24 protein-coding genes are annotated in these 26,212 nt (G+C 59.7%); 14 read left to right on the top strand and 10 right to left on the bottom strand.

Translation table 11 applies throughout. The features are described 5' to 3' along the window. Positions 1-871: 871 nt before the first annotated feature. From RMR13_RS05330 to RMR13_RS05305, 6 genes are all read left to right on the top strand, one after another. The gene (locus RMR13_RS05330; RefSeq protein WP_310599602.1) at positions 872-2,467 is read left to right on the top strand and encodes a VIT domain-containing protein; all 1,596 of its coding nucleotides are present in this window, start codon (positions 872-874) and stop codon (positions 2,465-2,467) included. Next, positions 2,407-2,868, top strand: a complete 462-nt coding sequence (locus RMR13_RS05325; protein ID WP_310599601.1) for a hypothetical protein — start codon at positions 2,407-2,409, stop codon at positions 2,866-2,868. Before RMR13_RS05330 ends, RMR13_RS05325 begins: the two co-directional genes overlap by 61 nt. 26 nt (positions 2,869-2,894) lie before the next feature. Next, positions 2,895-3,644 (top strand): exosortase K, encoded by a 750-nt coding sequence (gene xrtK / locus RMR13_RS05320; RefSeq protein ID WP_310599600.1) that lies wholly within the window; start codon positions 2,895-2,897, stop codon positions 3,642-3,644. Positions 3,645-4,496: 852 nt separating this feature from the next. Beyond that, positions 4,497-5,192 carry a two-component system response regulator CreB gene (creB, locus tag RMR13_RS05315; RefSeq protein ID WP_310599599.1) on the top strand — a complete coding sequence of 232 codons (696 nt, stop codon included), beginning with the start codon at positions 4,497-4,499 and terminating at the stop codon, positions 5,190-5,192. Continuing rightward, positions 5,189-6,655 (top strand): two-component system sensor histidine kinase CreC, encoded by a 1,467-nt coding sequence (gene creC / locus RMR13_RS05310; protein ID WP_310599598.1) that lies wholly within the window; start codon positions 5,189-5,191, stop codon positions 6,653-6,655. The genes creB and creC overlap by 4 nt, the downstream gene beginning before the upstream one ends. A 251-nt stretch (positions 6,656-6,906) precedes the next feature. Then, entirely contained in the window at positions 6,907-7,980 is a 1,074-nt protein-coding gene (locus RMR13_RS05305) for a hypothetical protein (RefSeq protein ID WP_409070262.1), read from the top strand. Between the two features lie 129 nt (positions 7,981-8,109). On the opposite strand, the gene RMR13_RS05300 is transcribed toward RMR13_RS05305, so the two are convergent. Beyond that, a complete protein-coding gene (locus tag RMR13_RS05300; RefSeq protein WP_310599596.1) occupies positions 8,110-9,396 on the bottom strand; it encodes an IS701 family transposase in 1,287 nt (428 codons plus the stop codon). A gap of 179 nt (positions 9,397-9,575) precedes the next feature. On the opposite strand from RMR13_RS05300, the gene RMR13_RS05295 reads away from it, so the two are divergent. Together RMR13_RS05295 and RMR13_RS05290 are read left to right on the top strand one after the other, a co-directional pair. Beyond that, complete coding sequence (locus tag RMR13_RS05295) at positions 9,576-11,198, top strand: dipeptide ABC transporter ATP-binding protein (RefSeq protein WP_310599595.1); 1,623 nt, start codon at positions 9,576-9,578, stop codon at positions 11,196-11,198. Positions 11,199-11,216: 18 nt separating this feature from the next. Next, on the top strand, positions 11,217-11,567 hold the full coding sequence (locus RMR13_RS05290) for a DsrE family protein (RefSeq protein WP_310599594.1): 351 nt from the start codon (positions 11,217-11,219) through the stop codon (positions 11,565-11,567). 202 nt (positions 11,568-11,769) lie between these two features. Here the strand turns inward: RMR13_RS05290 and RMR13_RS05285 are convergent, their stop codons facing one another. Further along, the gene (locus tag RMR13_RS05285) at positions 11,770-12,006 is read right to left on the bottom strand and encodes a hypothetical protein (RefSeq protein WP_310599593.1); all 237 of its coding nucleotides are present in this window, start codon (positions 12,004-12,006) and stop codon (positions 11,770-11,772) included. 63 nt (positions 12,007-12,069) lie between these two features. Here RMR13_RS05285 and uvrC point away from each other — a divergent pair, with 63 nt between their 5' ends. Both uvrC and RMR13_RS05275 read left to right on the top strand, forming a co-directional pair. Then, on the top strand, positions 12,070-13,926 hold the full coding sequence (gene uvrC, locus RMR13_RS05280; protein ID WP_310599592.1) for an excinuclease ABC subunit UvrC: 1,857 nt from the start codon (positions 12,070-12,072) through the stop codon (positions 13,924-13,926). Continuing rightward, complete coding sequence (locus RMR13_RS05275) at positions 13,913-14,116, top strand: (2Fe-2S)-binding protein (protein ID WP_310599591.1); 204 nt, start codon at positions 13,913-13,915, stop codon at positions 14,114-14,116. The genes uvrC and RMR13_RS05275 overlap by 14 nt, the downstream gene beginning before the upstream one ends. 52 nt (positions 14,117-14,168) lie before the next feature. On the opposite strand, the gene RMR13_RS05270 is transcribed toward RMR13_RS05275, so the two are convergent. Next, entirely contained in the window at positions 14,169-14,897 is a 729-nt protein-coding gene (locus tag RMR13_RS05270; RefSeq protein WP_310599590.1) for a PilZ domain-containing protein, read from the bottom strand. 139 nt (positions 14,898-15,036) lie between these two features. On the opposite strand from RMR13_RS05270, the gene RMR13_RS05265 reads away from it, so the two are divergent. Next, on the top strand, positions 15,037-15,987 hold the full coding sequence (locus RMR13_RS05265; RefSeq protein WP_310599589.1) for a metallophosphoesterase: 951 nt from the start codon (positions 15,037-15,039) through the stop codon (positions 15,985-15,987). 14 nt (positions 15,988-16,001) lie between these two features. On the opposite strand, the gene RMR13_RS05260 is transcribed toward RMR13_RS05265, so the two are convergent. From RMR13_RS05260 to RMR13_RS05235, 6 genes are all read right to left on the bottom strand, one after another. After that, positions 16,002-16,631 carry a class I SAM-dependent methyltransferase gene (locus RMR13_RS05260; protein WP_310599588.1) on the bottom strand — a complete coding sequence of 210 codons (630 nt, stop codon included), beginning with the start codon at positions 16,629-16,631 and terminating at the stop codon, positions 16,002-16,004. 32 nt (positions 16,632-16,663) lie between these two features. After that, positions 16,664-17,047, bottom strand: a complete 384-nt coding sequence (locus tag RMR13_RS05255; protein ID WP_310599587.1) for a diacylglycerol kinase family protein — start codon at positions 17,045-17,047, stop codon at positions 16,664-16,666. Between the two features lies 1 nt (position 17,048). Next, positions 17,049-18,122 carry an alkene reductase gene (locus RMR13_RS05250; RefSeq protein WP_310599586.1) on the bottom strand — a complete coding sequence of 358 codons (1,074 nt, stop codon included), beginning with the start codon at positions 18,120-18,122 and terminating at the stop codon, positions 17,049-17,051. A 141-nt stretch (positions 18,123-18,263) separates the two neighbouring features. Next, positions 18,264-19,127: a pyruvate, phosphate dikinase/phosphoenolpyruvate synthase regulator gene (gene ppsR / locus RMR13_RS05245; protein ID WP_310599585.1), complete on the bottom strand. Its 864-nt coding sequence runs from the start codon at positions 19,125-19,127 to the stop codon at positions 18,264-18,266. Continuing rightward, entirely contained in the window at positions 19,124-19,384 is a 261-nt protein-coding gene (locus RMR13_RS05240) for a hypothetical protein (RefSeq protein ID WP_310599584.1), read from the bottom strand. Before RMR13_RS05240 ends, ppsR begins: the two co-directional genes overlap by 4 nt. 40 nt (positions 19,385-19,424) lie before the next feature. After that, on the bottom strand, positions 19,425-20,459 hold the full coding sequence (locus tag RMR13_RS05235; RefSeq protein WP_310599583.1) for an NAD(P)/FAD-dependent oxidoreductase: 1,035 nt from the start codon (positions 20,457-20,459) through the stop codon (positions 19,425-19,427). Positions 20,460-20,790: 331 nt separating this feature from the next. Between RMR13_RS05235 and pepN the strand changes: the two genes are divergently transcribed. The 3 genes from pepN to RMR13_RS05220 all read left to right on the top strand — a co-directional run bounded on the left by pepN (position 20,791) and on the right by RMR13_RS05220 (position 25,596). After that, a complete protein-coding gene (gene pepN, locus RMR13_RS05230; protein WP_310599582.1) occupies positions 20,791-23,433 on the top strand; it encodes an aminopeptidase N in 2,643 nt (880 codons plus the stop codon). A gap of 162 nt (positions 23,434-23,595) precedes the next feature. Next, positions 23,596-23,856 carry a transposase gene (locus RMR13_RS05225; RefSeq protein ID WP_310599603.1) on the top strand — a complete coding sequence of 87 codons (261 nt, stop codon included), beginning with the start codon at positions 23,596-23,598 and terminating at the stop codon, positions 23,854-23,856. Between the two features lie 363 nt (positions 23,857-24,219). Continuing rightward, the gene (locus RMR13_RS05220; RefSeq protein ID WP_310599581.1) at positions 24,220-25,596 is read left to right on the top strand and encodes an NAD(P)-dependent oxidoreductase; all 1,377 of its coding nucleotides are present in this window, start codon (positions 24,220-24,222) and stop codon (positions 25,594-25,596) included. A 42-nt stretch (positions 25,597-25,638) separates the two neighbouring features. On the opposite strand, the gene RMR13_RS05215 is transcribed toward RMR13_RS05220, so the two are convergent. Continuing rightward, on the bottom strand, positions 25,639-26,212 hold a 574-nt coding region (locus RMR13_RS05215; RefSeq protein WP_310599580.1), incomplete at its 5' end, for an FAD-binding oxidoreductase.

Here is a 26,212-nt window from a genome sequence, read left to right as displayed (position 1 = left end):
CCGCAAATACTTATTCCAGATCGTACTGGCATGTGCCGCGGAGATGCCAACGAGCTCCGCCGTCTCTTTGTTCGAAAAACCACGCTTGCGGAGCCTGACAACCTGCTTGCGCAACTCGTATTGGGTCTGCTGATTATGTGTTCGTGCATCGATCTTTTCCATGCGAAAAGTATACACGATTTTATACCAACAATCTATTAATAATTTAACTATTTATCCACCTCGGTAATCTCTCCACTGCGTCCGTCGAAACGACCAACCAAGGACGTTCGGAACCTGGATAACGCTGGTCACAGCGGTCATCTCGAACGCAGTGAGTCTCGTTTACTCGACCGGCTTTCCGGAAGCGTCAAGAACACCGCCGATTGCCGGCAAACGAGCTTGGCTGAGGCTTGATGGTAATCAGAAAAAAAGACCCCTTTGCCGCGCAAGGGGGTCGCAGCAAAGGGGTGCAAGGAGACAATCCATATGAAGGATTAACTTCATATTAGCGGCCCGGTTTGCGAAAATCAACCCTAAAAAATAAATCAAATTTATTTTTATTATCACTTTTGCTTAATAGCGAGTGTGAGCAAAGAGAGGTGTCCGCAACCGCGATAACCATCGCGAAGCCCCCGCGGCGTTCTCTTTACAGCCGGATCAGGACCATAATCCACCACCCGGTCCGTCTAGCCACTAGCCGATCAGCCGACACCGGCGGGCACTCCTGGCCGTTTCTTTGGCTTGGAGCGGGCAATCGACGCCAGAATCTCACGGAGTTGGTTGCATCACCACTTTTCACGGTCTCTTCATCATTGTTTCACAGCACCGGGTTACAACGACTCTCCAGAAGTGTTGCGGTTGTTCTTTCACCCAAGCCATGGAGGTCGCCATGCCCAAAACTCGTTTCGTCCGCTGTGTTTTCGCCTTGTTGTTGCCCTTGATCTTTTGTTGTACGCCGTTTCCGGCAAGCTCCACGGAAACCGACATCTCCCTATCCCCCTATTTCTTCGTCGAATCGGAGAATACCACCGAAGATAACGGGGAAAATTTTTCCCTACTCGATACCCGGACCGAAGTGAACATCAGCGGTGTCATCGCCCAGGTGACGGTGCGGCAGAAATACGCCAATCGCAGCGGCCAGCCCATCCACGCCCGCTACATTTTCCCCGGCTCGACCCGGGCCGCTGTCCATGGCCTGACCATGACCGTTGGCGAGCGGGTGATCCGGGCACAGATCAAGGAACGTCAGGCCGCCCAGGCAGTGTACGAACAGGCCAAGCAGGCGGGAAAAAGCGCCGCGCTGCTGACCCAGGAACGCCCTAATGTCTTCAGTATGGCGGTGGCCAATATCCTGCCCGGCGACGTCATCGACGTCGAACTGGTCTACACCGAGTTGCTGATTCCCGAAAACGGCGTCTATGCATTCGTCTATCCGACGGTGGTTGGCCCGCGCTACAGCGGCGCCCTTGAAGATCCGGCAAAAAGCCAGTGGGTGAAAAATCCCTACCTAAAAAAAGACAGCGCCGCAAAAACCGGCTTTTCCATCCATACCCGGCTGGCCGCCGGGATGCCAGTCAAGGATATTTCCTGTCCGTCCCATGCGGTCCAGGTCGATTACGAGTCCCCGGATACAGCCAACGTCAGTCTGTCGGGCCATGAATTCGGTGGCGATCGCGATTTCATCTTGCATTACCGGCTAGATGGAGATGCCATCGCCACCGGTTTGATGCTGTTTGCCGGCAAGGACGAAAACTTCTTTCTGTTGATGGCGCAGCCGCCGCGGCGGCCCGCAGTGAACCAGATTCCGCCGAGAGAGTATATATTTGTGGTCGATGTTTCTGGATCGATGGTCGGTTTTCCGCTGGATACCGCCAAAACCCTGCTCACCGGCCTGATCAATTCCTTGCGTCCGGAAGACCGTTTCAACATGGTCTTTTTCGCCGGCGGCAATCAGGTAATGGCACCGGCACCGGTGGCGGCGACAACGGGTAATGTCCAGGCGGCGCTGGCCATGTTGAACAATTTCAAAGGTGGTGGCGGCACCGAATTGTTGCCGGCGCTGCGCACCGCCATGGCCATGCCGGCCGAGGAAAGGGTTTCCCGCAGTGTCCTGGTGATCACCGATGGGTATGTTTCGGCGGAAAAGGAAGCGTTTTCCTTGATCCGGGAAAATCTCGGTCATAGCAACCTGTTCGCCTTCGGTATCGGCTCTGCCGTTAATCGCCATCTGGTCGAAGGGCTGGCCGTGGCCGGGCGCGGCGAACCTTTATCCTCACCGATCCCGGCGAGGCGCCCGCAATGGCGAAGCGTTTTTGCGATTATATTTCCGCGCCGGTGCTCACGGACATCAAGGTCGCCTATGAAGGATTCGACGCCTACGATATCGAACCAACGCACGTCCCCGATCTTTTCGCCCAGCGCCCCTTGCTGGTTTTCGGCAAATGGCGCGGCCCGCGCGACGGCCGGATCGTCCTTTCCGGGGTGAATGGCGACGGCGCCTACCGCCAGAGTTTTGCGCCGGGCGAGGTGCAGACCGACGAGAAAAACGCCGGCTTGCGTGCCCTGTGGGCCAGGAATCGACTGGCACGGCTGTCCGATTATGGCCAGGGCGAGAACGCCGAGCAAAAAGCCGCCATTGTCAATCTGGGGCTCACTTACAACCTGTTGACTGCCCATACGTCCTTTGTCGCTGTCGACGAGGTTGTCCGCAATGCGGGTGGCGCGGGTAACGAGGTGAAACAGCCGCTGCCCCTGCCAAAAGGCGTCTCCGAACTGGCCGTGCCGGGACGCAGGGTGCCGGAGCCGGAATTCTGGTTGCTGGCCCTTGCCGCCCTGGCGACGGTCTGGCGCCTGGCGCGGAAAAACGGGGCGCCCCGCCTGTTCTGACAATCGACTCACGAAAGCGTTCGATCATGGAAAAACAGCCCGCTTCATCCTTCTCCGGTACCCTGGCCATGGCCGCGATTATCGCCGGGGTCGTCTTGGTCAAATGGTGTTTCGCCGATGCCAGTGCCGCCAGCCTCGATTGGCTTCTGCGCCCGGCCAGCGAGCTGGTGGCACTCTGCTCCGGCCTGGGCTTCACGCGGCTGGAGGGTCTGGGCTATTACAACGCTGTCGAGGAAATCCTCATTGCCCCGGCCTGTTCGGGGCTCAACTTTTTTCTGGTTTTGCTCGCCACCGGCTTGTGCCTGGCGGTCCGTTACCCACCGCAGGCCAGGCCGGGTTGGTGGGTTCTGGGGATAGCCGCCAGCGCCTACGGTGTCGGCCTGCTTGTCAACACCGGCCGGATTCTGCTCGCCATCTTCCTGTATCAAGAGCAGATTAGCTTTGGCGTGCTCGGTCCGGAACGCCTGCACCGATTGGAAGGCGTGGTGATCTATTACTTGTGTCTCTGCTTGTTCGCGATGTTGTTGTCGGTGCTGTTACAACGATGCCGCCAGCAAACGGCGAAAATTACCCCAGCCTTTCTCCCTGGTTACGGTTGGCTCGCCGCCGGCCTCTATCTGCTGTTCACCCTGGGCATTCCTTTGCTCAACGGTGCGATGGATAGGCCCGCCTTATTTATTGAACATGGTTTGACCGTGCTGACGTTGGTTGCGGGTGTGGCGCTGGTGGTAACAGTGTGGAAAAATTGCAGTGATCCAAGCGATGATGAATCCTAGCAATATTTCACAAACCATTTATTCTCTTATGAAATATCGATATCCATGCTAGAAAAAGTTGACACGATGAATCTTGACACCACATCCATAAAATGGAAAATAAAAAACAATAATATAAATATATATTTATTAATACATGCAATAATAGTATCCATTTTGGTTAATTTTTTTATAATGTATAATTACAAAGAATGCTTATCAATAGAAACACAATTAGGATCAATTATAGCCAATAGTATATTCATTGCAATCTCAATACTTATTGATGCGACATTAGTAATAGCAATTGTTTTTGTTAAAAAAAATAAAAATTATTAATATAATAAATTATTTAATATTATTAATTGCTTTATTTCAATCAGTAGCTATTTTCAACATCATTAACATGGCACTAATAGACGAAAAAAACATATGCGAATATCGCATAAAAATACTTTAACCATATGTGTATTTATTTTACATATTGATTTTATATAAAAAATAATGCATTATTTACAATAAGTTTACCGCAATGTTTATTGATCCACCCCCAGTTTGACAAATAAATATAATCAAAAAAAGTCAACAAACATCTTTTCTTGGAAATGTTAACATATACATATAATCCAACCCACTAAACAGTAATTTCATAGGATTTTATCAGCATGCTCCTTCCTACCATGCGCGCAGATGCATAACCAACGCATTGTTGCCGCGAACCTCCTTCGGCCGCGCACGGCATATGTCCTGCATTTTTTTACGACCTGTATTGTAATTTTTACAAAATCGTATCAAATAGTTGATACAATTTTATTGAGATATCGTTACGTCGACTTCACGCCAACCAATGCAAATTTTTCAGAATAGCCTTTCATGAAAGCCAGTATCCTCATTATCGAAGACGAACCGGCCATTGTGGACGCCATGCAATATGTGTTGGAGGAAGAAGGCTTTGCCACGATCGTCCGTTCCACGGGCAGCGAAGTGCCGATGCTGCTGGAACGGGAGGACATCAGCCTGATCGTCTTGGATATCGGCCTGCCCGACATCAGCGGCCTGGAGTTGATCAAGCTCATCCGTCCGCGCTTCGATGTCCCGGTCATCTTTCTCACCGCCCGTTCCAGCGAAATCGACCGGGTTTTGGGGTTGGAACTGGGCGGCGACGATTATGTGGTCAAACCTTTCAGCCCACGGGAACTGGCGGCACGGGTCAAGGCGATTTTGCGCCGTACCGGCCAACGCCACCAGGAGACGCAACCCGCTGCTGCCCCGTCCTCGGCGATTTGGCGGGTGGACGCCGACCGGCGCCAGATTTTCTACCATGGCGTCGGCTTGGAGCTTTCCCGTTACGAATACAACCTCTTGGGTGTTTTGTTACACAGTCCGGGCCGGGTCTTCACCAGGGAGCACCTGATGCGCCTGGCCTGGGAAGAACCGGACGCCAGCATGGAACGCACCGTGGATGCCCACATCAAAAATATTCGCGCCAAACTGAAGGCCATCGCTCCGGATGACGAGGCCATCGTCACCCATCGCGGCGTCGGCTACGCGCTGCACGAGCGGTCATGAGTATCGGCGGCCGTATCTTTATCGCCTGTCTGGCCGTTTCTTGCGCTTGCCTGCTCTATCCCCTGTATCGTCTCGCAGATACCATCGCCGTCCACTACCGCGAGGGCGTGGAAGACAGCCTGACCGATCAGGCCAATATCCTTGCTTCGTTGGTCGAGGCGGAAATAGCGCGACACCAATTTTCCCGGCAGAACTGGCAGGCGCTTTTCGCCCGCATCCACAATCGGGAGCTGGCCGCCCGCATCTATGACCTGGACAAGGAGCGCGTTGATTCTCACCTCACGATCACCGATAACAAGGGCATCGTGCTGTTCGACTCGGAAAATCCTGAAAATATCGGCAAGGATTTCAGTGCCTGGCGCGATGTCGCCCTGACGCTCTCCGGCCGATATGGGGCGCGCACCACCCGGCTCGATCGGGCCGACGAGACGACTTCGCGGCTGCACGTGGCGGCGCCGATTGTCGTCGATGGCACCATTTGGGGCGTTTTGACCGTGGTGAAGCCGACCACCAATATCCGCTATTTTGTCAGCGGCGCCAAACTGGAGATTGCCGAAAGCGGCCTGATCGCCTTCATCATCGCCGGCCTCTTCAGCCTGGCCGCCGCCACCTGGATCACCCGGCCCATCAAGACCCTCACCGGGTATGCGCGGGGCATCCGCGACGGTTTATCGCCAGCTTTTCCCCGGCTGGCCAACAACGAAATCGGCGAAATGGGACGAGCCCTGGCCGAAATGCAGCGCGCCCTGGAAGGACGGCGATATGTCGAGCAATATGTCCAACACCTGACCCACGAGCTGAAAAGTCCGCTGTCGGCCATCCACGGCGCGGCGGAATTACTGGCCGACGAGGGTGCGGGCAAGGCCATGCCACCGGAGCGGCGGGCGCGTTTCATTGCCAATATCGACGGTCAGTCGCGGCGGATTCAAGCCATTGTGGACCGAATGCTGGAATTGGCGGCCCTGGAAAACCGGTTCTGTCTGGAAAATCGCGAGCCGGTTTCGATAAGCGCCTTGATCCGTACGGTTTGCGAGAGTTTCGAGCCGCTTTTGGCAGCCGGGAATCATTCTTTTGCCGTCGATCCCGGCGAGGGGCTGACGGTTTCCGGCGATGGCTTTCTGCTGCATCAAGCCATGGTCAACCTAGTGCAAAACGCCCTCGATTTCAGCCCGCCGGGCGGAAGTATCGCCATCAGGGCTTTTCGGCGCCCCTCTCGGCAGCCCAACAGGAAATGCTCTGAAATCATTCTGGAAATTTCCGATCAGGGTCCAGGCGTCCCCCTATACGCCAGCGAGAAAATCTTCGACAAATTTTTCTCTTTGCCACGGGCCTCAACCGGCCAGAAAAGCACGGGACTGGGGTTGAACTTCGTCCGTCAGGTGGCGATTATGCACGGCGGGCGGGTGAGCATCGAAAATCTTCCCGAGGATGGAGCGTTGGCACGGCTGATCGTGCCGGAATAGACAGCCGGGTTTTGCACCGTCCATTTTGCAGCCATACGCCGCCTTTGGGGTTATGGGACAAGTTCACGACACGGGGGATTTACGAGTTGGCAAAAATCCGCACAAAGCGACGTTGAACCGTCCTGTCGCGCTTTGCATATTGCCACGATCCTAAAAAACCTTGAGAATGGATAGAGTGAAGTCATGCCGTAATCGTGGCGGAGTGCGTACAATTTCAACTGGTTGGCAATGTCGCCGGTTAAGGAGGGAGCATCGTGTATCAGATTCTGAACAGGCCGATTGCCGAGCGTATTGAATGGACTTTTGAACTCGCCAGACGACATGGCGAGCATTTCAGCAGCCCCGAGGCATGGCTGGCGCGACAGCGCTATCTTGCCGAGCACCCAACCGCGATTGCAGTTCTGAAATGCATGGATGGCCGTATTAACATTCCCGTGGCAACCAACACACCCACCGGTATCCTGATGCCATTCCGCAACTTGGGAGGCATGTTCAACCTGGGCTGGCCCCATCTCGGCGAAGTGCTGGCCCATCATGTCATGCGCATGACCGGTTCGGGCAGGCGCGTGCTGATCCTCATCACCTATCACTGGTCAAAGGGCGATTCCAAGCGCGGCTGTGCCGGATTCAACCACAATACAGAAGCAGCCTTTGCCCATACCCTTGAAATTCGCCGCCAGGTTGAACATATCTTCGGCCACAGTCACGGTACGGTTTACCCGCTCGTCTGTGGCTTTGAAACTGATGAGGATGCCCTGGTGATTCACGGGGCGGATAAAGGCGCGCTCTATCTTGCCTCCCTTTCCGCCGCCGACGGAGCGACCCTGCCCAATCAGCTGGAATCGCTCCTACCGGACATGCCTGCCCAAATGCGCGCCGATCTTCTACCACTCTTGCACGGCAATATTGAGCATATCGCCCAGGTACGCGAACAGGATCGACGCCATGAGCGGACCCTTGACATCGAACACCGCGAGTGGATGATCTGCCTTGGCCGCGGTTTCGACTTTCTCCATACCAACCTGGCTCTGATTATTGGCCCCTACAGTCCGGACCTGGCCGACCCCCTGCGTAAAGCCGCCGCAATAATCGAAAATAACATGCGGGCAGGCCGCATCCCTGATGACGGTTTCCTGCTCCTGGCCTCGGTTCCTTACGACGAGATCGGTGTCGACCGAGCGCGGGCAGAATTGAAATCTCGCTTTCTTTCCCAATTCGCCGCAGAGGTCATTGGCAACGAATTCGGCGCACTGGCGCAAAAAATGAAAAAATGCACAGCCGTACTCGATTGGAATTCGCGGACTCTCGAACGAATCGACGATTGAGGAGAAAAATGATTTGATGACGAATATCTGGCAGCGATGGCATTCCTCGGATTCGCTGTCTTCTCCGCCATCGTTCTGACGAGCGGAGCGGACACTTTCGCAACGGCCAGCCGGCGACAGACGCCGAGTTCAGGAGAAATACTCTTTCTCCAGAATCCCCCGGCTCTGAAGCCATTGGCCCCATATGCTCCGATTCTGCTGTTTTTTTTGCTCGAGCCTGATCAAAGTCAGGTAACCGTATGCCAAAAAGGTCAAGAGCACATGGCGATGCCATCCGAGCCAAGATCGTCCTTCGTGATGATCAAGGCCGAGTTCTTCCTTGAGTTGTTGATAGCCGTGCTCAATCCAGTATCGTTCATGATTGAGCCGCGCCAGATCAAGTGTTGGCATGGCCTGCGGCATATTGCTGAAAAAGTACCGCAACTCCACCTCGCCTTTGGCCAGATGCCGGCGTTCAACCAGGAGCCAGACATCCTCGTGAACAACACCGTTACGCCAACCATGGGCAGGGTAAACCCTGAGCGACACGGCTTCAACGACCAGCGGTTGATCCCGACCGTCTCGCCTGATCGTCAGGCGTTCCCAGGCATCCTCGGCAATGGCGGCGCCAACTGCTGCAACCTTGATCGGTTCTGGACTGACCGCAACCGCTTTGGCCTTTTTTCGGGGACGGCCTCGTTTGCGCTCAGGTGGAGGAGCATGCTCGACCGTTGGCGACTCAAGGAATACCTGCGTATCCGAGTAGACCCCAAGGATATAGCGTTTGCCGCGATTGACAAGCTCTTGCCGAAATTCCGGGATGTCTCCGTACCAACCATCGGCAACCACTGCCCAATGGGGAACCTGCCTGGAGGTCGCCTCGTCAAGCAATTCAAGGGCGATGCGCCATTTGGGCCGATAACGAACCGAATCCGGCATCTTTGTTTTGATTCGGCGTCGTATGCACTCGGCATCGCCCTTATCCCATGCTTCAGGGACAAACAGCTTCATCCCAAACGGCCAAGCCACTCCCTGGCCTATGTAGGTCACACTGACACCGATTTGGCAGTTATCCGTCTTGCCGGTGGCGCCGCAATACTGCCGCGCCACACAGACGCTTTCCCGCCCCTTCTTGGGAAAGCCGGTGTCATCAATGAGAAAAAGCCCCATGGGATCGGAGGTAACAGCAAGCATCCTGTCCTGATAGGTGGACAGAACCCCCTGCTCGTCCCATTTGACATGGGAAAGCAGGCGCTGCATGCTCCGTTCGGACGCATTAACCCGCTCCGACATAGGTTCAACGGATTTGCGCTCACCATCCATGAGCAGGCCGCTGACATAGCTTTCCGCCAACGCGCGCCCCTCTGAGCGGCGGAAAAAGCTCATAAACGGAGCCATGTATTCATCTACGCCCGGACATATGATCTCGGTTGTCATGGCAGCCATGATAACATGAAAGGGCCAAAATGCAAAACATGTGTCGGAGTGGTATTAGATGCAAAGGTGATGCAAAGAACCGGCCAATTCAAGCCGCCCTCGCTCGAACCGGCATCTTCCTGTTGCCCTGCGGCGGCCCCTCGGGTAGTGTAGCGCATTCTTACATAGGTTGCGCTGCCATGGTTCCCTTGCTTGACATCGATCAATTTTCCCTTGCCTTCCTTGATGCCGAAGGCGGTCTTTCCCCGGTGCTGGACCGGATCGCCTTTCGCATTGCCGAAGGCGAGACCCACGCCCTGGTCGGCGAATCCGGTTCCGGCAAATCGGTCACCGCGCTGTCCATCCTCCGTCTGCTGGAGGAGACGAACGAGATCCAAACCAGCGGCGCCATCCTCTTTGAAGGGCACGATCTGAGCCTGCTGGACAAACCGTCGATCCGGGCCATTCGCGGCAACCGGATCGCCATGATCTTCCAGGAACCGATGACCGCCCTCAATCCGGTCTACACCATCGGCGACCAGTTGATGGAACCGTTGATGCTCCACCAGCGGCTCGGTAAAAAAGAGGCCTTCGAGCGCGCCCTGCACCTGCTGGAACGCACCGGCATCGACAACCCGCAGAACCGGATCGACAGCTACCCGCACCAATTGTCCGGTGGCCAGCGCCAACGGGTGATCATTGCCATGGCCCTGGCCTGCCAGCCCCGGCTGCTCATCGCCGACGAGCCCACCACCGCCTTGGATGTCACCATCCAGAACCAGATTCTCGACCTCATCCAGGATATCCAGCGGGAATACGGGATGTCGGTTCTGCTCATCACCCACGACCTGCCCATGGTGCGCCAGATCGCCGATACGGTTTCGATCATGCATGGCGGCCGCATTGTCGAGCAAGGCCCGGTGGCGGATTTATTCGCCAGCCCGCGCGAGGCGTACACCCGCCGGCTGCTGGCCGCCGTGCCCGATGGCGTGCAGCAGACCCGGCCGGGCGGCGACAAGCTGATCGAGCTGAACAGCATCACCTGCGCCTTTGCCCTGAAAACCGGCTGGACCGACTGGCTGCGGCGAAAACGCCCGGTGTTCAAGGCCGTGGACGATGTCAGCCTGAGCCTGCATGCCGGCACCACCTTGGGCGTGGTGGGCGAATCGGGCTCGGGCAAGTCCACCCTGGCCCTCTGCCTGCTCGGACTCATCCGCTACCAAGGCCAGGTGCTTTATTTTCCGGAGCCCGGCGTCAGCCACTGCCTCTCGACCCTGAGCGGCAGCCGGTTTCGACCGTTGCGCAAGGAGTTGCAGATCGTGTTCCAGGATCCCTTCTCCTCCCTGTCGCCGCGCATGACCATCGAACAGATCATCACCGAGGGGCTGGTGGTCCACGACCTAGGCGGCACCAAAGCGGAACGGCGGCTGTTGGTGGAGCAGGCCCTGCACGACGTCGAACTCGACCCGGCCCTGGCCGGACGGTTTCCGCACGAATTTTCCGGAGGCCAGCGCCAGCGCATCGCCATTGCCCGCGCCATCATCCTGCGGCCCAAATTGCTGATTCTGGACGAGCCCACCAGCGCCCTGGACATGACCATCCAGAAGCAGGTGCTCGAATTGTTGCAGCAGCTACAAAACCGCTATCAACTCACCTATATTTTCATCACCCACGACCTGCGGACCGTGCGCTCGCTGGCCGACCACCTGGCCGTGATGCAGCGGGGCCGCATCGTCGAAAGCGGTCCGGCCGCCGCCCTTTTCGCCAACCCGCAACAGGAATACACTCGGAGGCTCTTTGCCGCCGCCTTTCATCGAACCTGAAGTCTGGAGTATAACACCATGATCTATCGCGCCGTTTTCCATGTCGACCTCGACGAGATCAAACCGCTGAACATTGCCCTGGCCAATGCCGGCAACCTGCTGCGCGCCATTCCGGAAAAACACTACGACCTGGTCATCCTGTTCAACGGTCCTGCGGTCAACCTGTTGCAAACTGAGCAGTGCGCGGCCTACCGCGAAGAGATCTGGCAATTGCAGCAGGCCAGGGTGGCCTTCAAGGTCTGCCGCAATGCCCTGAACCGCTTCAATGTCGATCCGGAAAGCCTGATCGAGGGATGCGAGATCGTCCCGGCCGGCATCGTGGCCCTGATCGAACTCCAGCAAGACGGCTACGCCTACATCAAACCTTGATTTTTCTTTTTGTTTACTGGTTGCCACTCAAATGCAGCTGATTTGATCCCGGAGAGTATTCTGTTGAAATCTCTTGAGATTTCTCCACACTGCGTTCGTCGAAACGACCGACAAAGGACGTTCGTGACAAGGATAACGCTGGCCACATGGTCATCTCGGACGCAGCGAGAGATCTCGTTTGCTCGACCGGCTTGCCGGAGCGTCAAGAACACCACCGATTGCCGGCAAACGAGCTTGGCCGAGGTTCGATGGTCATCAGTTTTGTTCTGGTGCTGAGCCATGGCGGCATGCCATGCCGGGCCCGATCAATGATAGCTGGAAGTTGGTTGCCGATCACCCCTTCAATCCCTTGGGAATGATCAACAATTACCATCTCCAAGCCTTCATCCCTTACTTTAACGGGTGAAGGCATCGTCATGAAAATCAACGGTGCCTTCATCAGGCAACAACCGTCTGAGCACAAACAAGAAAACCAATCGAAGCGGCATGCGTGGCCGTACCCATGTCACCTCCTGAACAAGCCAACCAAGACCAGCAGGCCTCACCTCTTTCATCGGCCTTTCTAGCCACCGTCAGCCATGGGCCGGGCGTTTACCTGATGCTCGGCAAGAGGCAGGTGCTCTACGTGGGCAAGGCCCGCGACCTGCGCAAGCGCCTGAGCCAGTACGCCCATTTCGCCGGTCCTGCCCATTCCAAGACCGCGGTCATGCTCACCCATGTCCAACGGGTGGAGACTATCCTCACTACCACCGAGAAGGAGGCGCTGATCCTCGAGGCCTCACTGATCAAGCAGCACCGGCCGCGCTACAACGTCATCCTCCGCGACGACAAGAACTATCCCCTGATCAAGGTCACCATCCGCGATCCCTGGCCCAGGGTCACGGTCACGCGCAAGCGGCTGCGCGACGGCAACCGCTATTTCGGCCCCTATGCCTCGTCCACGGCCATGCGCGCCACCTTGCAACTGCTCCACGGCCAATTTCCCTTGCGGCGTTGCGCCACGGTCCGCGAGCGGCAGCGCCCCTGCCTCAACTACCAGATGGGCCGCTGCTTGGCGCCCTGCGCCGGCAAGGTACAGCCGGAGGTCTACCAGGCCATGGTGCGGGATGTGCTCCTGATTCTGGAAGGCAAAACCGGCCAGGTCATTGGCGATTTGACCGCCAGGATGGAGCAGGCCGCCGCAAACCTGGCCTTTGAACAGGCGGCCCATCTCCGCGACCAGATCCAGGCCCTGGGCCGGACCATCGAGCATCAGGCCGTGGCGGCCGAGCATCACCTCGACCAGGATGTGTTCGGCATTCACCGCCAGGATGCCGCAGTCGGGATTGCCCTGCTATTCGTGCGCGGCGGCATGATCACCGGGGCCCAATCCTTTTTCCTGGCCGATCCCTTGGGCGAGGACGACAGCCTGCTTGCCCAGACGATCCTGCAGTACTATTCCGCCGAACGACAGCCGCCCCGGGAATTGCTGCTGCCCTTTGCCATCGAGGATCAGGCCCTGGTGGAGGAGCGGCTAGCCGAACTGCGCGACAGGCCGGTATCGATCGGCTCGCCGCAGCGGGGCAAGCGGATGCAACTGATGCGGATGGCCGCGGCCAATGCCGCCCAGGTTCTCGAGGAACGCGCCAAAAAAGAACTTTCCTGGGAGACGCTGGCCGTCTCGCTAGAAGCCAAACTACGGCTGGCCAACCGGCCGGAGCGGATCGAATGCCTCGACATCTCCAATCTTCTGGGCAAACAGGCGGTCGGCTCCCTGGTCTGTTTCGTCCAGGGCGAAAAGGCCGCCGGCCTGTACCGGCACTACCGGATCAAATCGCAGGACACCCCCGACGATTACGCCATGATGCGCGAGGTGCTGGAGCGGCGGATCGACAAGGGGGTGCAGGAGGACAATCTGCCCGACATGCTGCTGCTCGACGGCGGCAAGGGGCAGTTGCAGGTGGCGGTGGAAGTGCTGGCCCGGTTCGACTGCCTGCAGAAAGTCGACCTGGTGGCCATTGCCAAGGAAAAGGCCGACGAAGGGGAAAAGCTCTTTCGGCCGGGCCGCAAAAATCCGGTCCTGCTGCCGGCGCACGCCCCGGCCCTGCTGTACCTGATGCGCATCCGCGACGAGGCCCACCGCTTCGGCATTACCTTTCATCGCAAATTGCGGGGCAAGGCGCAACTGCACTCCCGCCTCGACATCATCGAGGGGATCGGGCCGAAACGGAAACGGCTTCTGCTCCAAGCTCTGGGCAGCTTCAAGCGGATCGCCGCGGCCACGGTCGAGGAGTTGGCCGCGGTTCCCGGCATCGGGCCGGAATTGGCCCGACAGATCCACGACCGGCTACGCGGGGAGAACGGCCATGCAGCCGAATGAGCGGACCATGGCCGGTCTCAAGGCCGGTTGTATCTGCAAGGGAGTCAAACTGCTTCGGCTGATCGAGGCCATCGACAACGGCGCCACCACCTTTGCCGAGGTGGCGGCAGCCACCGGGATCGGCGACGGGCCGTGCAAGGGAAAGAGATGCAGGGAAAAGGTGCGGCAGCTGCTTGCCGGCCGCCGTTAAAACAAAGCTCGCCGGACAGCCGCGCGGACGGCGGCCGCCGGGCCGCCAGCCGTCATTGCGGCGGCTCAAAGGGGATTCGGGTGACTTCGTAGGCAAGATGTTCGTAGAGTTGCGCCTTGCGCTCTTCTTCGAGATCGATGAATTGAGCCGCAAACTTGCCATCTTCACCGCTGCGGACCACCTTGCCCCGCAGCTCGAACGGCTCGGCCGGCTGGTCGTTGCGGGGGGTAAACTCAAGGCGTATCCCAATCTCCTCGCCCACGGCGGGCGCCTCTGCCTGGGCTTGGACGGCGCAGCCGCTGATCGAAATATCGATTAACTGGCCGACATCGGCCCGCCCGTTCCATTCGCATTGGATCTGCATGAAGTTGAACGAAAAGCGGATGCCGTCGCGCTTGGCCAGCTCCTCCAGCTTTTGCTCCGCTTCTTCCAAGCTGTGGGCGTACAGGGTGCGGTAGCTGTGGATCCGGGCCGAAAAGTTGGCCAGCTGCTTGTAGCTGAGGTTGTCGTCGCTGATGATCCGGACAATGGAACCGACATGGTTGGCGATCAAGAAATCGATGATTTTCTTGTAGATGGGCAGCCCGGTGACATACAGGATGTTGCACTGCGAGACATCGCTCACCACATCGAAGCCTTTTTTCAGGTCCGCGACGCAAAAGCGGATGTCAGTGTAGAGCTTCTGCATCATTTTCGCGTCGATGTTGCCTGCAATCGTCAGGTACAGCCTGTTTTTCTTGATATTCGCCGTCGTCTTGACCGGCTTTTGTCCTTTTGCCATGCCATACCGAGTGTGAGTGTCCGGAGTATCGCTTCAGACCATGGCGAGATAAGGCCCACGGCAAAGTTATTGTATATGAACCGCCAAGCTGCTGTCAAAAATGAATAATGTTTTCCATGCACAAACTGTCGGTTCGTCGGTGTCGGGCCGACGTGCCGGCATTGGCTTGCACCTCGGGGCGGCAATCGTCCTGGCGGCCCTGCTCGCCCTGATTGCCGGCATCTCCTCTTCCTGTCCGCCGGCGACGCAGCGGCAATATCGCCGGGTTGTCGTCTTGGGCGACCCGCACCTGCCCGGCCGCCATCTGGCCGCCAAGGAACGGGTCCGCCGCACCATCAACGGCTGGCGCGATGTCGACCTGGTGGTGGCGGTGGGCGATATCTGCGACACCTACGGCACGCCGGCCGAATATGCGGCGGCGCGTTCGTTTTTCGAGCGCCTGAACCATCCCCTGGCCCTGGTCACCGGCAACCACGACTACATCTACGCCACCCCGTCCCGGCCGGATTCTGGCGATTTCTACCCGGCATCGCCGGAAGAGCAGGCGGCCAAACTTGCCCGCTTTCGCCAGACCTTCCACTTGCCCGCCCTGTCCCACAGCCGGATGGTGGGCGGCTATCTTTTTTTGTTCGTTTCCGCCGACCACGATCGCTACGCGGTCGGCATCGGCGACCGGCAGCTCGACTGGCTGCGGACCGAACTGGCCCGCGCGCCCCGCACCCCCACGGCCATCGTTTTTCACGGTCCGCTCAAGGGAACGCTGCATCCCTTCAAGCGTTACATCAACCAACCCCATTCGGTGGCTCAGCCGGTGGAAGCCATCCAGGCCCTGCTCGCCGCCAACCCCCAGGTCTTCCTCTGGATTTCCGGCCATACCCACACTCCGGCCACCGAGGCTAGCTACGCCTCGCCGATCAACCTTTATGACGGCCGAGTCGCCAACATCCACAACGCCGACATGAAACGCGAAACCATCTGGACCAATTCGTTGCTGCTTTATCCGGACAAGGTGGTGGTCAAAACCTACAACCACCGGCAAGGGGCGTGGCAGCCGGAACTTGAGCGGGTCATCCGGCCGCCGCGATTCTGAAAAAAACGCGGGCGTTATTTCCTGGCAGCGATCAGGAAAACGGAAAAATTTCGGGTGGTGCCGTCGCCCGCCTGCTTGACGATTTCGGTGATGGTCAGGTCGCGCACCTCGGTAAATCCGGCGGCCGCGAGCAGGCTGCGCAAGGCGGTCCGGTCGAAGCCGAAATGAAAGACGCCGGTGTTATCGTCGTGGAATCGGCCGCCTTCCAGGTCGAGGTCCACCAACCCCACCATGCCGCCGGGGAGCAGCGCCCTGTGGAATTGGGCGAGCAGCGGCTCGATCTCCCGGACATGATGCAAAGTCATGCTGCTGACAATGCGATGATATTTACCCTTCAAGCTGTCGCCCTGCTCCAAGTCGAGGTTCATGGAGCAGGTATTGTCCCATCCGGCGGCCGCGATCTTGGCGTTGAGCACATCGAGCATGCCGCGCGAACTGTCGGCGCCGACAATGGTGCGGACCAGGGGTTGCAGTTGCAGGGTCAACAGGCCGGTGCCGCAGCCGAAATCCAGCACATTCATGGTCTCGGCGATGCCCAGATGGCGGACCAGGGCCTCGGCCACCTCCCGGGCCAGCCGCACCCGCTGCGGTTTTTCATCCCAGGTGGCGGCAGCGGCATCGAAATCTCTTCGTTGATTGTTCATTGGTCCAAGGTTGGGCGAAGGTTAGACGGAGTTCAGGTAAAAAGCCGGGGCAGGAACACCAACAGGCCGATGCCCACGGCGGCCAGGGCAGCGGCAAGGACGCCGAATGCCGCCACATCCTTGGCCTTTCCGAGCCGGGGCCGTTGTTCGAGCGACAGTTCGTCGGCCAGCAGCTCGATGGCGGTATTGACCGCTTCCATGGCCCAGACCATGCCGATGGCCAGCACCACCAAGGCCCATTCCAGGGCACGGAGGCGAAACACCAGGCCGGCGATCACCACCGCGACGGTCGCGGCGGCATGGATCCAGGCATTGTGCTGGCCCACAAGCAGCACCCGCCCGCCGGCCAGGGCATAACAAAAACTTTGCGCCCGCGCTCGCCAGGAAAAAGGGGTGGTGGTCTCTTGGTCCGCCATCTCAGTTGGTGGCCATGAACGGGTAGTCGGTGTATCCAACCGGACCCGGCTTGTAGAAGGTGGACGGATTCGGGGTGTTGAGCGGCGCCTTGGCCTTGATCCGCTCGGGCAGGTCGGGATTGGCGATGTAGGCGGTGCCGAAGGCCACGGCGTCGATCCGGCCGGCCTCGATGGCAGCCTCCGCCTCGGCGGCGGTGTAGCGCAGGTTGGCGATCAAAATCCCTTGGTACAGCCGCCTGAACGGGGTGAGGACATCGCCCTGCACCTCGCCCAGCACATCGCCTCGAATCAGGTGGACATAGGCCAGGTTGAGCGGTGAAAGCCGCTCGGCCAGCCAGCAGGCCAGCCCGATCGGGTCGCTGTCGCCCATGGAGTTGAAGCTGGAAATGGGCGACAACCGCAGGCCCACCCGGCCGCTGCCCCATTCGGTGCAGACCGCGTCCAGCACCTCTAGCAACAGGCGGGCCCGGTTGGCGACGCCGCCGCCATAGGGACCGGTGCGGCGGTTGCAGCCGTCGCGCAGGAATTGGTCGATGAGATAGCCGTTGGCGCCGTGGATTTCGACGCCATCGAACCCGGCGGCCCTGGCATTGGCCGCGGCCTGGCCGAAGAGGGCAACGATGCCGGGCAGCTCCTCGTCGCGCAGGGCGCGTGGCACCACGTAGTCGGCCTTGCCCTGAGGGGTGTGGGTGACGTCGTTGGTGATGGCCAGGGCACTGGCCGACACCGGCTCCACGCCGTTATTGATCAGGGGATGGCAGGCCCGGCCGCCGTGCCAAAGCTGCAGGAAAATGCGGCCGCCCTTGGCGTGGACCGCATCGGTCACCCGCCGCCAGCCCTCGATCTGGGCCGCATTGTAGATACCCGGCTCGGTCTGGAAGGCCGAATGCCCCTCCTGCACCATGGTGGCCTCGGCAACGATCAGCCCGGCCGTGGCCCGTTGGGCGTAGTGCTCGGCCATCAGGGAGCTGGGCACATGATCGCGGTCCGCCCGGCAGCGGGTGAGCGGCGCCATGCAGATACGGTTGGGCAGGGTCAGGGGGCCCAGGGCGAGAGGTTGAAAGAGTTGATCCATGGACTATTCCTCCTGGCGGTCGCGGCGTTGGTCAAACCAGCGGATCGACGTTGGTGGCGCAGAACGCGCACCCCGACAAAACCCGCGCCGCTTCGCTTTATCTTTTAGTTGAAGGTGTGCTCTCTTTGCACCGATTGATCGTCATATCTTGCGGCCGTCAATGTCCCGGCCCCGCGAACGGTTGTTCTTCCGGGCAAGCCCGATCCCCTGGATCGCCTGGACCGCGATCTCCTCGATGGAGCGGCCCTCGACATTGAGCACCTTGAGGTTGTGGCGCAGATAAAGCCGCTTGGCCTGTTGCAGCTCCTTGGTGCAGTTGGCCAGGCTGGCGTAGGTGGAACCGGCGTAGCGTTTTTCCCGGATATTGTGCAGATAGCCCGGCGAACAGGTCAGGCCGATTACCTTCTTGCGGTTGCGGACGATCTCCTTGGGCAGTTCGTGCTGGTCGAGGTGGTCGGAGGTCAGGGGAAAATTGGCGGACTTGAGTTCCATGTGGGTGGCCAGATAGATGGAAACCGGGGTCTTGCCCGAACGCGACACCCCGATCAGGATGATCTCGGCCTCGTCGTATTCCGCCGGCTTGGTGCCGTCGTCGTGCTCCAGGGAAAAGTGGATGGCATCGACCCGCTTGTCCATCTTGGAGATGGTGAAATGGCGGGAATAGCCGGGTTCGCGCAGGGCCTCGGCGCCAAGCGCCTTTTCCAGCAACTCCAGGGTATTGAGAAAGATATCGAAAAATTTCACCTCCGGACAGTTGAACACGTCCCGGGTTTCCTGTTCCATGATGGTGCAGAAAATCAGGGGCTGGCCGCCTTCCGACTGCTGAAGGATATGGGCCAGGGCCTTGCGGGCGTCGTCCGGGGTGTGGACGAAAGGAATTTTTTCTTCGCGGAAGCGAATGCCCTGGAACTGGGCCAACAGGGCCTTGCCCATGTCCTCGGCGAGGATGGCGGTGGAGCCGGACACATAGTAGACATCCTGGATGGTCGATCCTTTCTCGTTCATTTGCGTTTATGGCAGAAGAGGCAGCGGTTGGGCGGCGGATGGTTGGCGGGAAGCGGCATCTGTTTGCCGGTGGCGTGGCATTGCTCGCAAAACCGCTCCGCCTCCTTCTTGTCCATGGCCATGAAGCGTTCATGGTTCTGGTCGTGGGGCAGCGGCTTGGTGGTTTCGGGCGGCGCATCGAGCAGCACGCCCAAAATGACGAGGCTGCCCGCGATGAACAGGCCGTTGGCAAGCAGTTTCTTTTGATTGCTGGTCATAGGTACGTCAGGCGGAGATTCGCGGTAAAGGGGAAAGGCCCTAGTCTGCCATTTCCAGTAGACGAAAATCAATGATTTTCGTGCGCAGCAGCAGCGCCATGGTCTCCAGCAGCAGTCGGCTCAACCGGGGATTGTCGGTTGCCAGGGCGGTCATCCGGCGATGCTGGCGGTGCCGGACGGCGAGCCGGGCCAGTTCCTGGTCGTGAAAATTGGGGTCGAGAATCATCCTGGCCACGGCCTGGCCCGAGACCAGGGCAGGATAGATGCCCTCGCCGGTGAGGCCGGAGGCCAGTCCGGCCGCATCCCCGACCAGCCAGCCCCGGTCGAAGCGAACCCCTTGGTAGTCGTAATTGACCAGCCCGGCGCGGATGGCTTGGGAATCGAGCCGGAAGCCCTGCTCCGCCGCCCACCGCAGCAGCCGCCCTTTCAGCTCGCGGCCGGAAAATTGGCGACTGTCGCCATAGGCACCGATGGATACGGTGTGCCGGTGGGGAAAGATCCAGCCGTAGCCGGCCCCGAATCGGCGGGGATTAAGGTGCCATTCCATCCGGGCACGGGTGCCGGGGTGGGTGCAGTTGAGGCCGATGCCCATGGCGGCCACCGGCAGCCCGAGAAAGCGGCGCACCAGGCTGGTGGAGCCATCCGCGCCCACCAGGTGCCTGAATTCGAGGGCGGACCGGCCCCCGGCGGCGGTCTCCAGGATGGCGCGATGGAGTTCCAGATCCGCGACCTTGGTGCCAGCCCGCACCGCGACCCCGGCGGCCAGGGCCTGTTCGGCCATCCACTGCCCCAGCCGCTGCCGGTCGACCGTGGCCACGATCGGGTCCGGCTCGGCCACCTTCACCCGCTGCCAGGGCGTCCGGACATCCTGCTCGGCAAAGGACCGTTCGATCAGCGATTCCGGCACATGCCGCAGCAGGCCGTGCCAGGTCAGGCCGCCGGCGCACACCTTGGGCCCCAGCACCGGCTTGCGCTCGGCCAGGACCACCCTGGCTCCTCGTTGCGCCAACAACGTGGCGCAGGCCAAGCCGCCCGGACCGCCGCCGACCACCAGCACATCGGCCTGTTCAGCCACGGCCGCCAGCCTCCCGGTCCGTGAAGCGCCCCGGCTGCTTCCGGTTTTCGACACAACCGGCCCAATGTCGCAGCCGCCTGATTGTGCGTCTTCTTCTTGCTTTCATCGGGTCTTTACGCTAGCCTTGCACGATCCGCGGTGACGGTCGGAGAGATGCCGTGCCGATTGTCTCCGGCCCGGCGGTTTCAACGGGCAACCATACCACAAAGAACACCACCCGGAAATCCGTAAACCATATCCGCCGTTATCCTGACATTCGACGGCCGCGGGCGGGCGCTCCGCCGCTGCGGTGGCCACGGCGGCCCCTTTTTCTCCCCCAGCAGGAGGTTGCATGGTGACAGCCATAAAAAAGGAAATATTTCTCAAGGATTACACTCCACCCGCCTACCTGGTCGACCGCATCGATCTCCGGGTGGAGCTCGATCCCCAGGCCACCCGCGTCCGGGCCACCTTGTCCTGTCGGGCCAATGGCCAAACCGGCCAGCCCCTGGTGCTCAACGGCAAGAGGCTGGAACTGGTGCGGGTGGAGGTGGACGAGACGGAACTCACCAGCGACCGATACAGCTTTGCCGATGACCTGCTGATCATCCTCGGCCTGCCCGGCCGCCCGTTCACGGTGACCGTTGAAACCGTGATCAATCCGGCCGGCAACACCGCCCTGGAAGGCCTGTACCTGTCCTCCGGCAACTACTGCACCCAGTGCGAGGCCGAGGGCTTCCGTGCCATCACCTGCTTTCCCGACCGTCCCGACGTGATGAGCGTGTTCACCACCACGGTGGTCGGCGACAAGACCGCCTGCCCCGTCCTGCTCGCCAACGGCAACCTGGTCGATTCCGGCGATCTGGGCGACGGCCGCCACTATGCCACCTGGCACGATCCCTTTCCCAAACCCTGCTACCTCTTTGCTCTGGTTGCCGGCAACCTGGTGCACATCCGCGACAGCTTCACCACCCGTTCCAGCCGCATCGTCGACCTGCGCATCTATGTCGAAGAGCGCAACCAGGATAAATGCGGCCATGCCATGCGCGCCCTGCAAAAGGCCATGCGCTGGGACGAGGAGCGATTCGGCCGCGAATACGACCTCGATACCTTCATGATCGTGGCGGTCGACGACTTCAACATGGGCGCCATGGAAAACAAGGGGCTGAACGTTTTCAACTCCAAATACGTGCTCGCCCTGCCCGAAACCGCCACCGATGTCGACTACGAGGGGATCGAGGGAGTCATTGCCCACGAATACTTTCACAACTGGACTGGCAACCGCATCACCTGCCGCGACTGGTTCCAGCTGAGCCTCAAGGAAGGGCTGACCGTGTTCCGCGATCAGGAATTCACCGCCGACATGATCTCCCGGCCGGTCAAACGCATCCAGGACGCCAACATCATCCGATCCTTCCAGTTCCGCGAAGACGCGGGCCCCATGGCCCATCCGGTGCGGCCGCCCTCGTTCGTCGAGATCAACAATTTTTATACCCTCACGGTCTACAACAAGGGCGCCGAGGTGATCCGCATGCTCTACACCCTACTGGGACCACAGACCTTCCGCCGGGGCATGGACATCTATTTTGAGCGACACGACGGCCAAGCCGTGACCTGCGACGATTTCGTCGCGGCCATGGAGGCGGCCTGGGGCCGGGAACTCGATCAATTCAAGCGGTGGTACAGCCAGGCCGGCACCCCGGAGCTGACCGTCGAGGCGACGTACGATCCGGCAGCCCGGCACCTGGTGCTGGAGGTGGCGCAAAACTGCCCGCCCACCAGGGAAGCCGCGGAAAAAGAGCCCTTTTACATGCCCTTGGCCGTGGGTCTGCTCGATGAAACGGGCCGTTCGCTGCCCATCGGCGGCGCCGTCGACTCGGCCACCAGGACGCTGATTCTCTCGGAACGGAGCCAGCGGTTTGTGTTGGATGAGATCCCCACCAAGCCAACCGTCTCCTTTCTCCGCAACTTCTCCGCTCCGGTCAAGGTGGTGTTTGCGCAAAGCGACGAGGAATTGAGCCGCCTGATGGCCCATGACACCGATCCGTTCAACCGCTGGGACGCCGGGCAACAGTTGGGCCTGCGCTACCTCCTGGCTCAGATCGACCGTTTTCAAAACGGAGACGCCATCGAGCTCGACCAGCGGCTGGTGCACGGCCTGCGCAACCTGCTGGCCGATGACGATTCCGATCCGGCCTTCCTGGCCATGGCCCTGCTCCTGCCCACGGAAAACTGGATCGGCCAACAGATGACCACCATCGACCCGGTGGCAGTTTTCTCGGTCCGCCAGCAGTTCCGTGCCCTGATCGGCCGGGCCCTGTGCGCGGAATTACAGACCCGCTACCACCGCCTGAGCAGCGACGCTCCTTACCGGTACACGGCGGCCGATGCCGGCAGGCGGGCCCTGCGCAACGGTTGCCTGGCCTATCTGCTGGCCCCCGATCTAAGCGGCTTGCTCGATCCCGAACTGCTAGCCCTGGGCGTGCAGCAGTATCGAACCGGCGACAATATGACCGATCGCCTTGCCGCCCTGACCTACGTGGTCAATGCCGACCTCGACACCGGCACCGAATTGCTGACCGATTTCCACGCTCAGTGGCGCCACGATCCCCTGGTGGTCGACAAGTGGCTCATTCTCCATGCCGGCTGTACCTTGCCCGGAACCCTCGACCGGGTGCGGGGCTTGACGGTGCACCCGAGCTTCACCCACAAGAACCCCAACAAGGTCCGATCCTTGATCGCCACCTTCTGCGCCACCAACCACAGTCAATTCCATGCGGCCGACGGCGCGGGCTACGTTTTCCTGGCCGACCAGGTCATCCTGCTCGACACGCTCAACCCGCAAATCGCCGCCCGCATGCTCGCCCCGCTCACCCAGTGGCGACGCTACGATGCCGACCGCCAGGTCTTGATCCGGGAACAGTTGACCCGAATCGGGGGGCTGCCGTCCTTGTCGAACGATGTGCGGGAAGTGGTGGAAAAATCGCTGGCTTAGGCAAAAAATGCCAATGCACGACGCGACGATCGATCCGTTGGCCGAGTCATGAAAAACCGGATTGGCCAACCGCGCCGATTGATCAGCTCTGGTTTTTTCGGCACTCTGTTCCGGTGATAAGTCTAGTAAAAACAGTGCTGTCTCATAAATGATCAATAACATCTGGCACGGGACGGTTTTCGCGAACACATCCAACGCAAGGGGAGTCGTAACCATCCCTTGACGGCCCGAGAACAGGAAGGCAATAAGACCAGGTCCAGGATCCGTTCGCGGATCGAGCACATCTTTGGTGTGCAGGCCCAGCGAGCGGGGAATTTGTTGTTGCGCACGATCGGCATAGCCCGGGCTCGAGTCAAGATCGGTTTGCGCAACTTGGCATACAACCTTGACCGGATGGGGATGCTTCTGGCTACCAACAGGTGAAGTGCGTCCAGAGAGCGGCAACATGGCAAAAAACGCCATTGAGCGTGGAACGGGGCACCGCTAAGGTGCAAAACCGATCGAATTGAAAGACATAAGAGCATGATCTTTGCGAAAAATTTCCCGGTGGATACTGACGAGGCTTACTGAGCTAAATTTCAAGATTCCCTTAAATGCTGAAGCCAATCAACCAGAGCGACAATCGAGCACATGAGCGGTTAAACTTCTGATAGCGCGCACGCCGATACATTGTGCGGAAACGGCGCGATCGAGGCTCGAATTCAACGTTCTTCTCAGTTGCCTGTTTCACCTCAATTCTGCTATTAACGGGAATCATTCCTTCCTTCTTTCTTCTTCTGTGACGACATGAACATCAAGGAACAACTGGCCATTCCCCGGCAACGGCCTCGCGAACTCAACCCCGCCGAACGGATCGACAATTTCGACGAAGTATCGAAGGGGTTCACCGAGGAAACCGCCCTGCTCGAGGCCCAACGCTGTCTCCAGTGCCGTAAGCCGTTGTGCGTGATGGGCTGCCCGATCGGCAACGACATCCCCCGTTTCATCGACCAGCTCCGCCAGGGCAAATTCGAGGAGGCCTACTGGACCATCCGGGAGACCAGTTCCATGCCTTCGGTCTGCGGCCGGGTCTGCCCCCAGGAGTTTCAGTGCGAAGGAGCCTGCATCCGCAACAAGAAGGACGCGCCGGTGGCCATCGGCCTGCTGGAGCGCTTCCTTGCCGACTGGATGATCATCAACGGCAAGAACCTGTCGCCGCGCTGCGCTCCGAAAAACGGAGTCAAGGTCGCGATTATCGGCTCGGGACCGGCCGGCATCACCGTGGCCCATTCGCTGGCGCACAGGGGGTACAGCTGCACGATCTTCGAATCGCTGCCGGTGTTCGGCGGCATGCTCAGCGTCGGCATTCCCAACTACCGCCTGCCGCGCAACATCATCGGCGCCGAGCTCTACGCCCTGCAGCAGTGCGGGGTCAACGTCAAGACCGGCATCACCGTGGGCCGCGACCTGACCCTGTCCGAGTTGCGTCAACAGGGCTTTGCCGCCGTATTCCTGGGGATCGGCGCCTACGAGAGCCGCCGGCTCGGATTGGAAGGCGAACTGGAAACCAAGGGTATTTTTTCCGGCGTCGATTATTTGGGCCAGATGCTCACCGGCCGCGAAATCGCCCTGGGGGACCGGGTGGTGGTAATCGGCGGCGGCAACGTGGCCATCGACGTGGCTCGGGTAGCGCTGCGTTCGGGCTGGAAGGAGGTGACCATCGTCTACCGTCGCACCCGCGAGGAAATGCCGGCCTCGATGGTGGAGATCGCCCATGTCGAGGAGGAAGGCGTGCGACTGGTGTTCCTGGCGGCGCCGGTGCGAATTCTGCGGGAAGACGGCCAGGTGACCGGGGTGGAATGCCAGCGGATGGAACCCGGCGAGCCCGACCGAACCGGCCGCAGGCTACCGGTGCCGGTCGAAGGATCCAATTTTGTCCTCCAGGCCGATGCCCTGATCGCCGCGGTCGGCCAAAAGGTGATTCCGGTACTCGACGAAACCGTGCCGGTGGCAATAACCCCGCGCGGCACCTACGTGGTCGACCCGATCACCCTCCAGACCAACGTGGAGTGGATCTTTGCCGGCGGCGACACCGTGCTCGGGCCGCAGACCGTTGCCAAGGCGGTGTGCCAGGGCCTGGATGCGGCCGAATCCATGCACCGCTACATGCAAGGATTGTTCTGAACGCGGCCGGCACCGGCACCGCGTTCAGGCTGCAGGTCTACTTCAGGTGTAGGCCTCGCTGTAGATGCGGGCGTCGGGACAAAGCCGGTCCAGGAGCAGGGTCACGTCGGTGATCATGCTCCTTGAACCGCAGAGGTAGAAATCGTACACCCCGGGGACGAGGTGGCGTTCGATATAATCGGTAACCCGGCCGTGGTGCGCATCGGCCAGGGCCAGCTGGCGACCCGGCGGCCCGGAAAGACAAGGGACATAGCGTCCGGCGGCCCGGCTCAGTTCGTGTCGGAAAAACAGGCCGGAGGGGGTTCGCGCTCCCTGGATCAGGGTGAATCCCGCGATGCCGGCCGCGGCCATGGCCACGAAAGGGGCGATGCCCACCCCGTTGGCCACGAACACCGCCGGCCGGTTTGTTGTCTGCCAGGTCAGATATCCCTTGGCCCCGCTCAAGCGCAGCCGCGCTCCCGGTGCCAGGCCGGCCAGGGCGCCGCTCAGGCGGCCGTCCTCGACCCGCTTGATCAAGAAACGCAGCTCAGGCGCGGCGGGCGACGAAATGAGCGTGTATTCCCGCTCTTCCTCGCCGTAGCCGACGGTGACGTACTGCCCCGGCTGAAAGCCGAAA

The organism is Desulfobulbus sp., assembly GCF_031547805.1.
In the GTDB taxonomy this organism is placed as follows: domain Bacteria; phylum Desulfobacterota; class Desulfobulbia; order Desulfobulbales; family Desulfobulbaceae; genus Desulfobulbus.
The sequence above is the reverse complement of the archived record's forward strand: the minus strand, read 5'-3'. Positions and strand labels throughout refer to the sequence as shown.

What these genes read in the sequence shown, in the direction of transcription:
- RMR13_RS05220 (WP_310599581.1), top strand. Translation starts at nt 24,220, where the DNA reads ATGAACATCAAGGAACAACTGGCCATTCCCCGGCAACGGCCTCGCGAA.
- RMR13_RS05260 (WP_310599588.1), bottom strand. Translation starts at nt 16,631, where the DNA reads ATGAACAATCAACGAAGAGATTTCGATGCCGCTGCCGCCACCTGGGAT.
- RMR13_RS05255 (WP_310599587.1), bottom strand. Translation starts at nt 17,047, where the DNA reads ATGGCGGACCAAGAGACCACCACCCCTTTTTCCTGGCGAGCGCGGGCG.
- RMR13_RS05285 (WP_310599593.1), bottom strand. Translation starts at nt 12,006, where the DNA reads ATGAAGGCACCGTTGATTTTCATGACGATGCCTTCACCCGTTAAAGTA.
- RMR13_RS05330 (WP_310599602.1), top strand. Translation starts at nt 872, where the DNA reads ATGCCCAAAACTCGTTTCGTCCGCTGTGTTTTCGCCTTGTTGTTGCCC.
- xrtK (WP_310599600.1), top strand. Translation starts at nt 2,895, where the DNA reads ATGGAAAAACAGCCCGCTTCATCCTTCTCCGGTACCCTGGCCATGGCC.
- RMR13_RS05290 (WP_310599594.1), top strand. Translation starts at nt 11,217, where the DNA reads ATGATCTATCGCGCCGTTTTCCATGTCGACCTCGACGAGATCAAACCG.
- RMR13_RS05270 (WP_310599590.1), bottom strand. Translation starts at nt 14,897, where the DNA reads ATGGCAAAAGGACAAAAGCCGGTCAAGACGACGGCGAATATCAAGAAA.
- ppsR (WP_310599585.1), bottom strand. Translation starts at nt 19,127, where the DNA reads ATGAACGAGAAAGGATCGACCATCCAGGATGTCTACTATGTGTCCGGC.
- creC (WP_310599598.1), top strand. Translation starts at nt 5,189, where the DNA reads ATGAGTATCGGCGGCCGTATCTTTATCGCCTGTCTGGCCGTTTCTTGC.
- RMR13_RS05250 (WP_310599586.1), bottom strand. Translation starts at nt 18,122, where the DNA reads ATGGATCAACTCTTTCAACCTCTCGCCCTGGGCCCCCTGACCCTGCCC.
- pepN (WP_310599582.1), top strand. Translation starts at nt 20,791, where the DNA reads ATGGTGACAGCCATAAAAAAGGAAATATTTCTCAAGGATTACACTCCA.
- RMR13_RS05300 (WP_310599596.1), bottom strand. Translation starts at nt 9,396, where the DNA reads ATGACAACCGAGATCATATGTCCGGGCGTAGATGAATACATGGCTCCG.
- RMR13_RS05275 (WP_310599591.1), top strand. Translation starts at nt 13,913, where the DNA reads ATGCAGCCGAATGAGCGGACCATGGCCGGTCTCAAGGCCGGTTGTATC.
- creB (WP_310599599.1), top strand. Translation starts at nt 4,497, where the DNA reads ATGAAAGCCAGTATCCTCATTATCGAAGACGAACCGGCCATTGTGGAC.
- RMR13_RS05295 (WP_310599595.1), top strand. Translation starts at nt 9,576, where the DNA reads ATGGTTCCCTTGCTTGACATCGATCAATTTTCCCTTGCCTTCCTTGAT.
- uvrC (WP_310599592.1), top strand. Translation starts at nt 12,070, where the DNA reads ATGTCACCTCCTGAACAAGCCAACCAAGACCAGCAGGCCTCACCTCTT.
- RMR13_RS05240 (WP_310599584.1), bottom strand. Translation starts at nt 19,384, where the DNA reads ATGACCAGCAATCAAAAGAAACTGCTTGCCAACGGCCTGTTCATCGCG.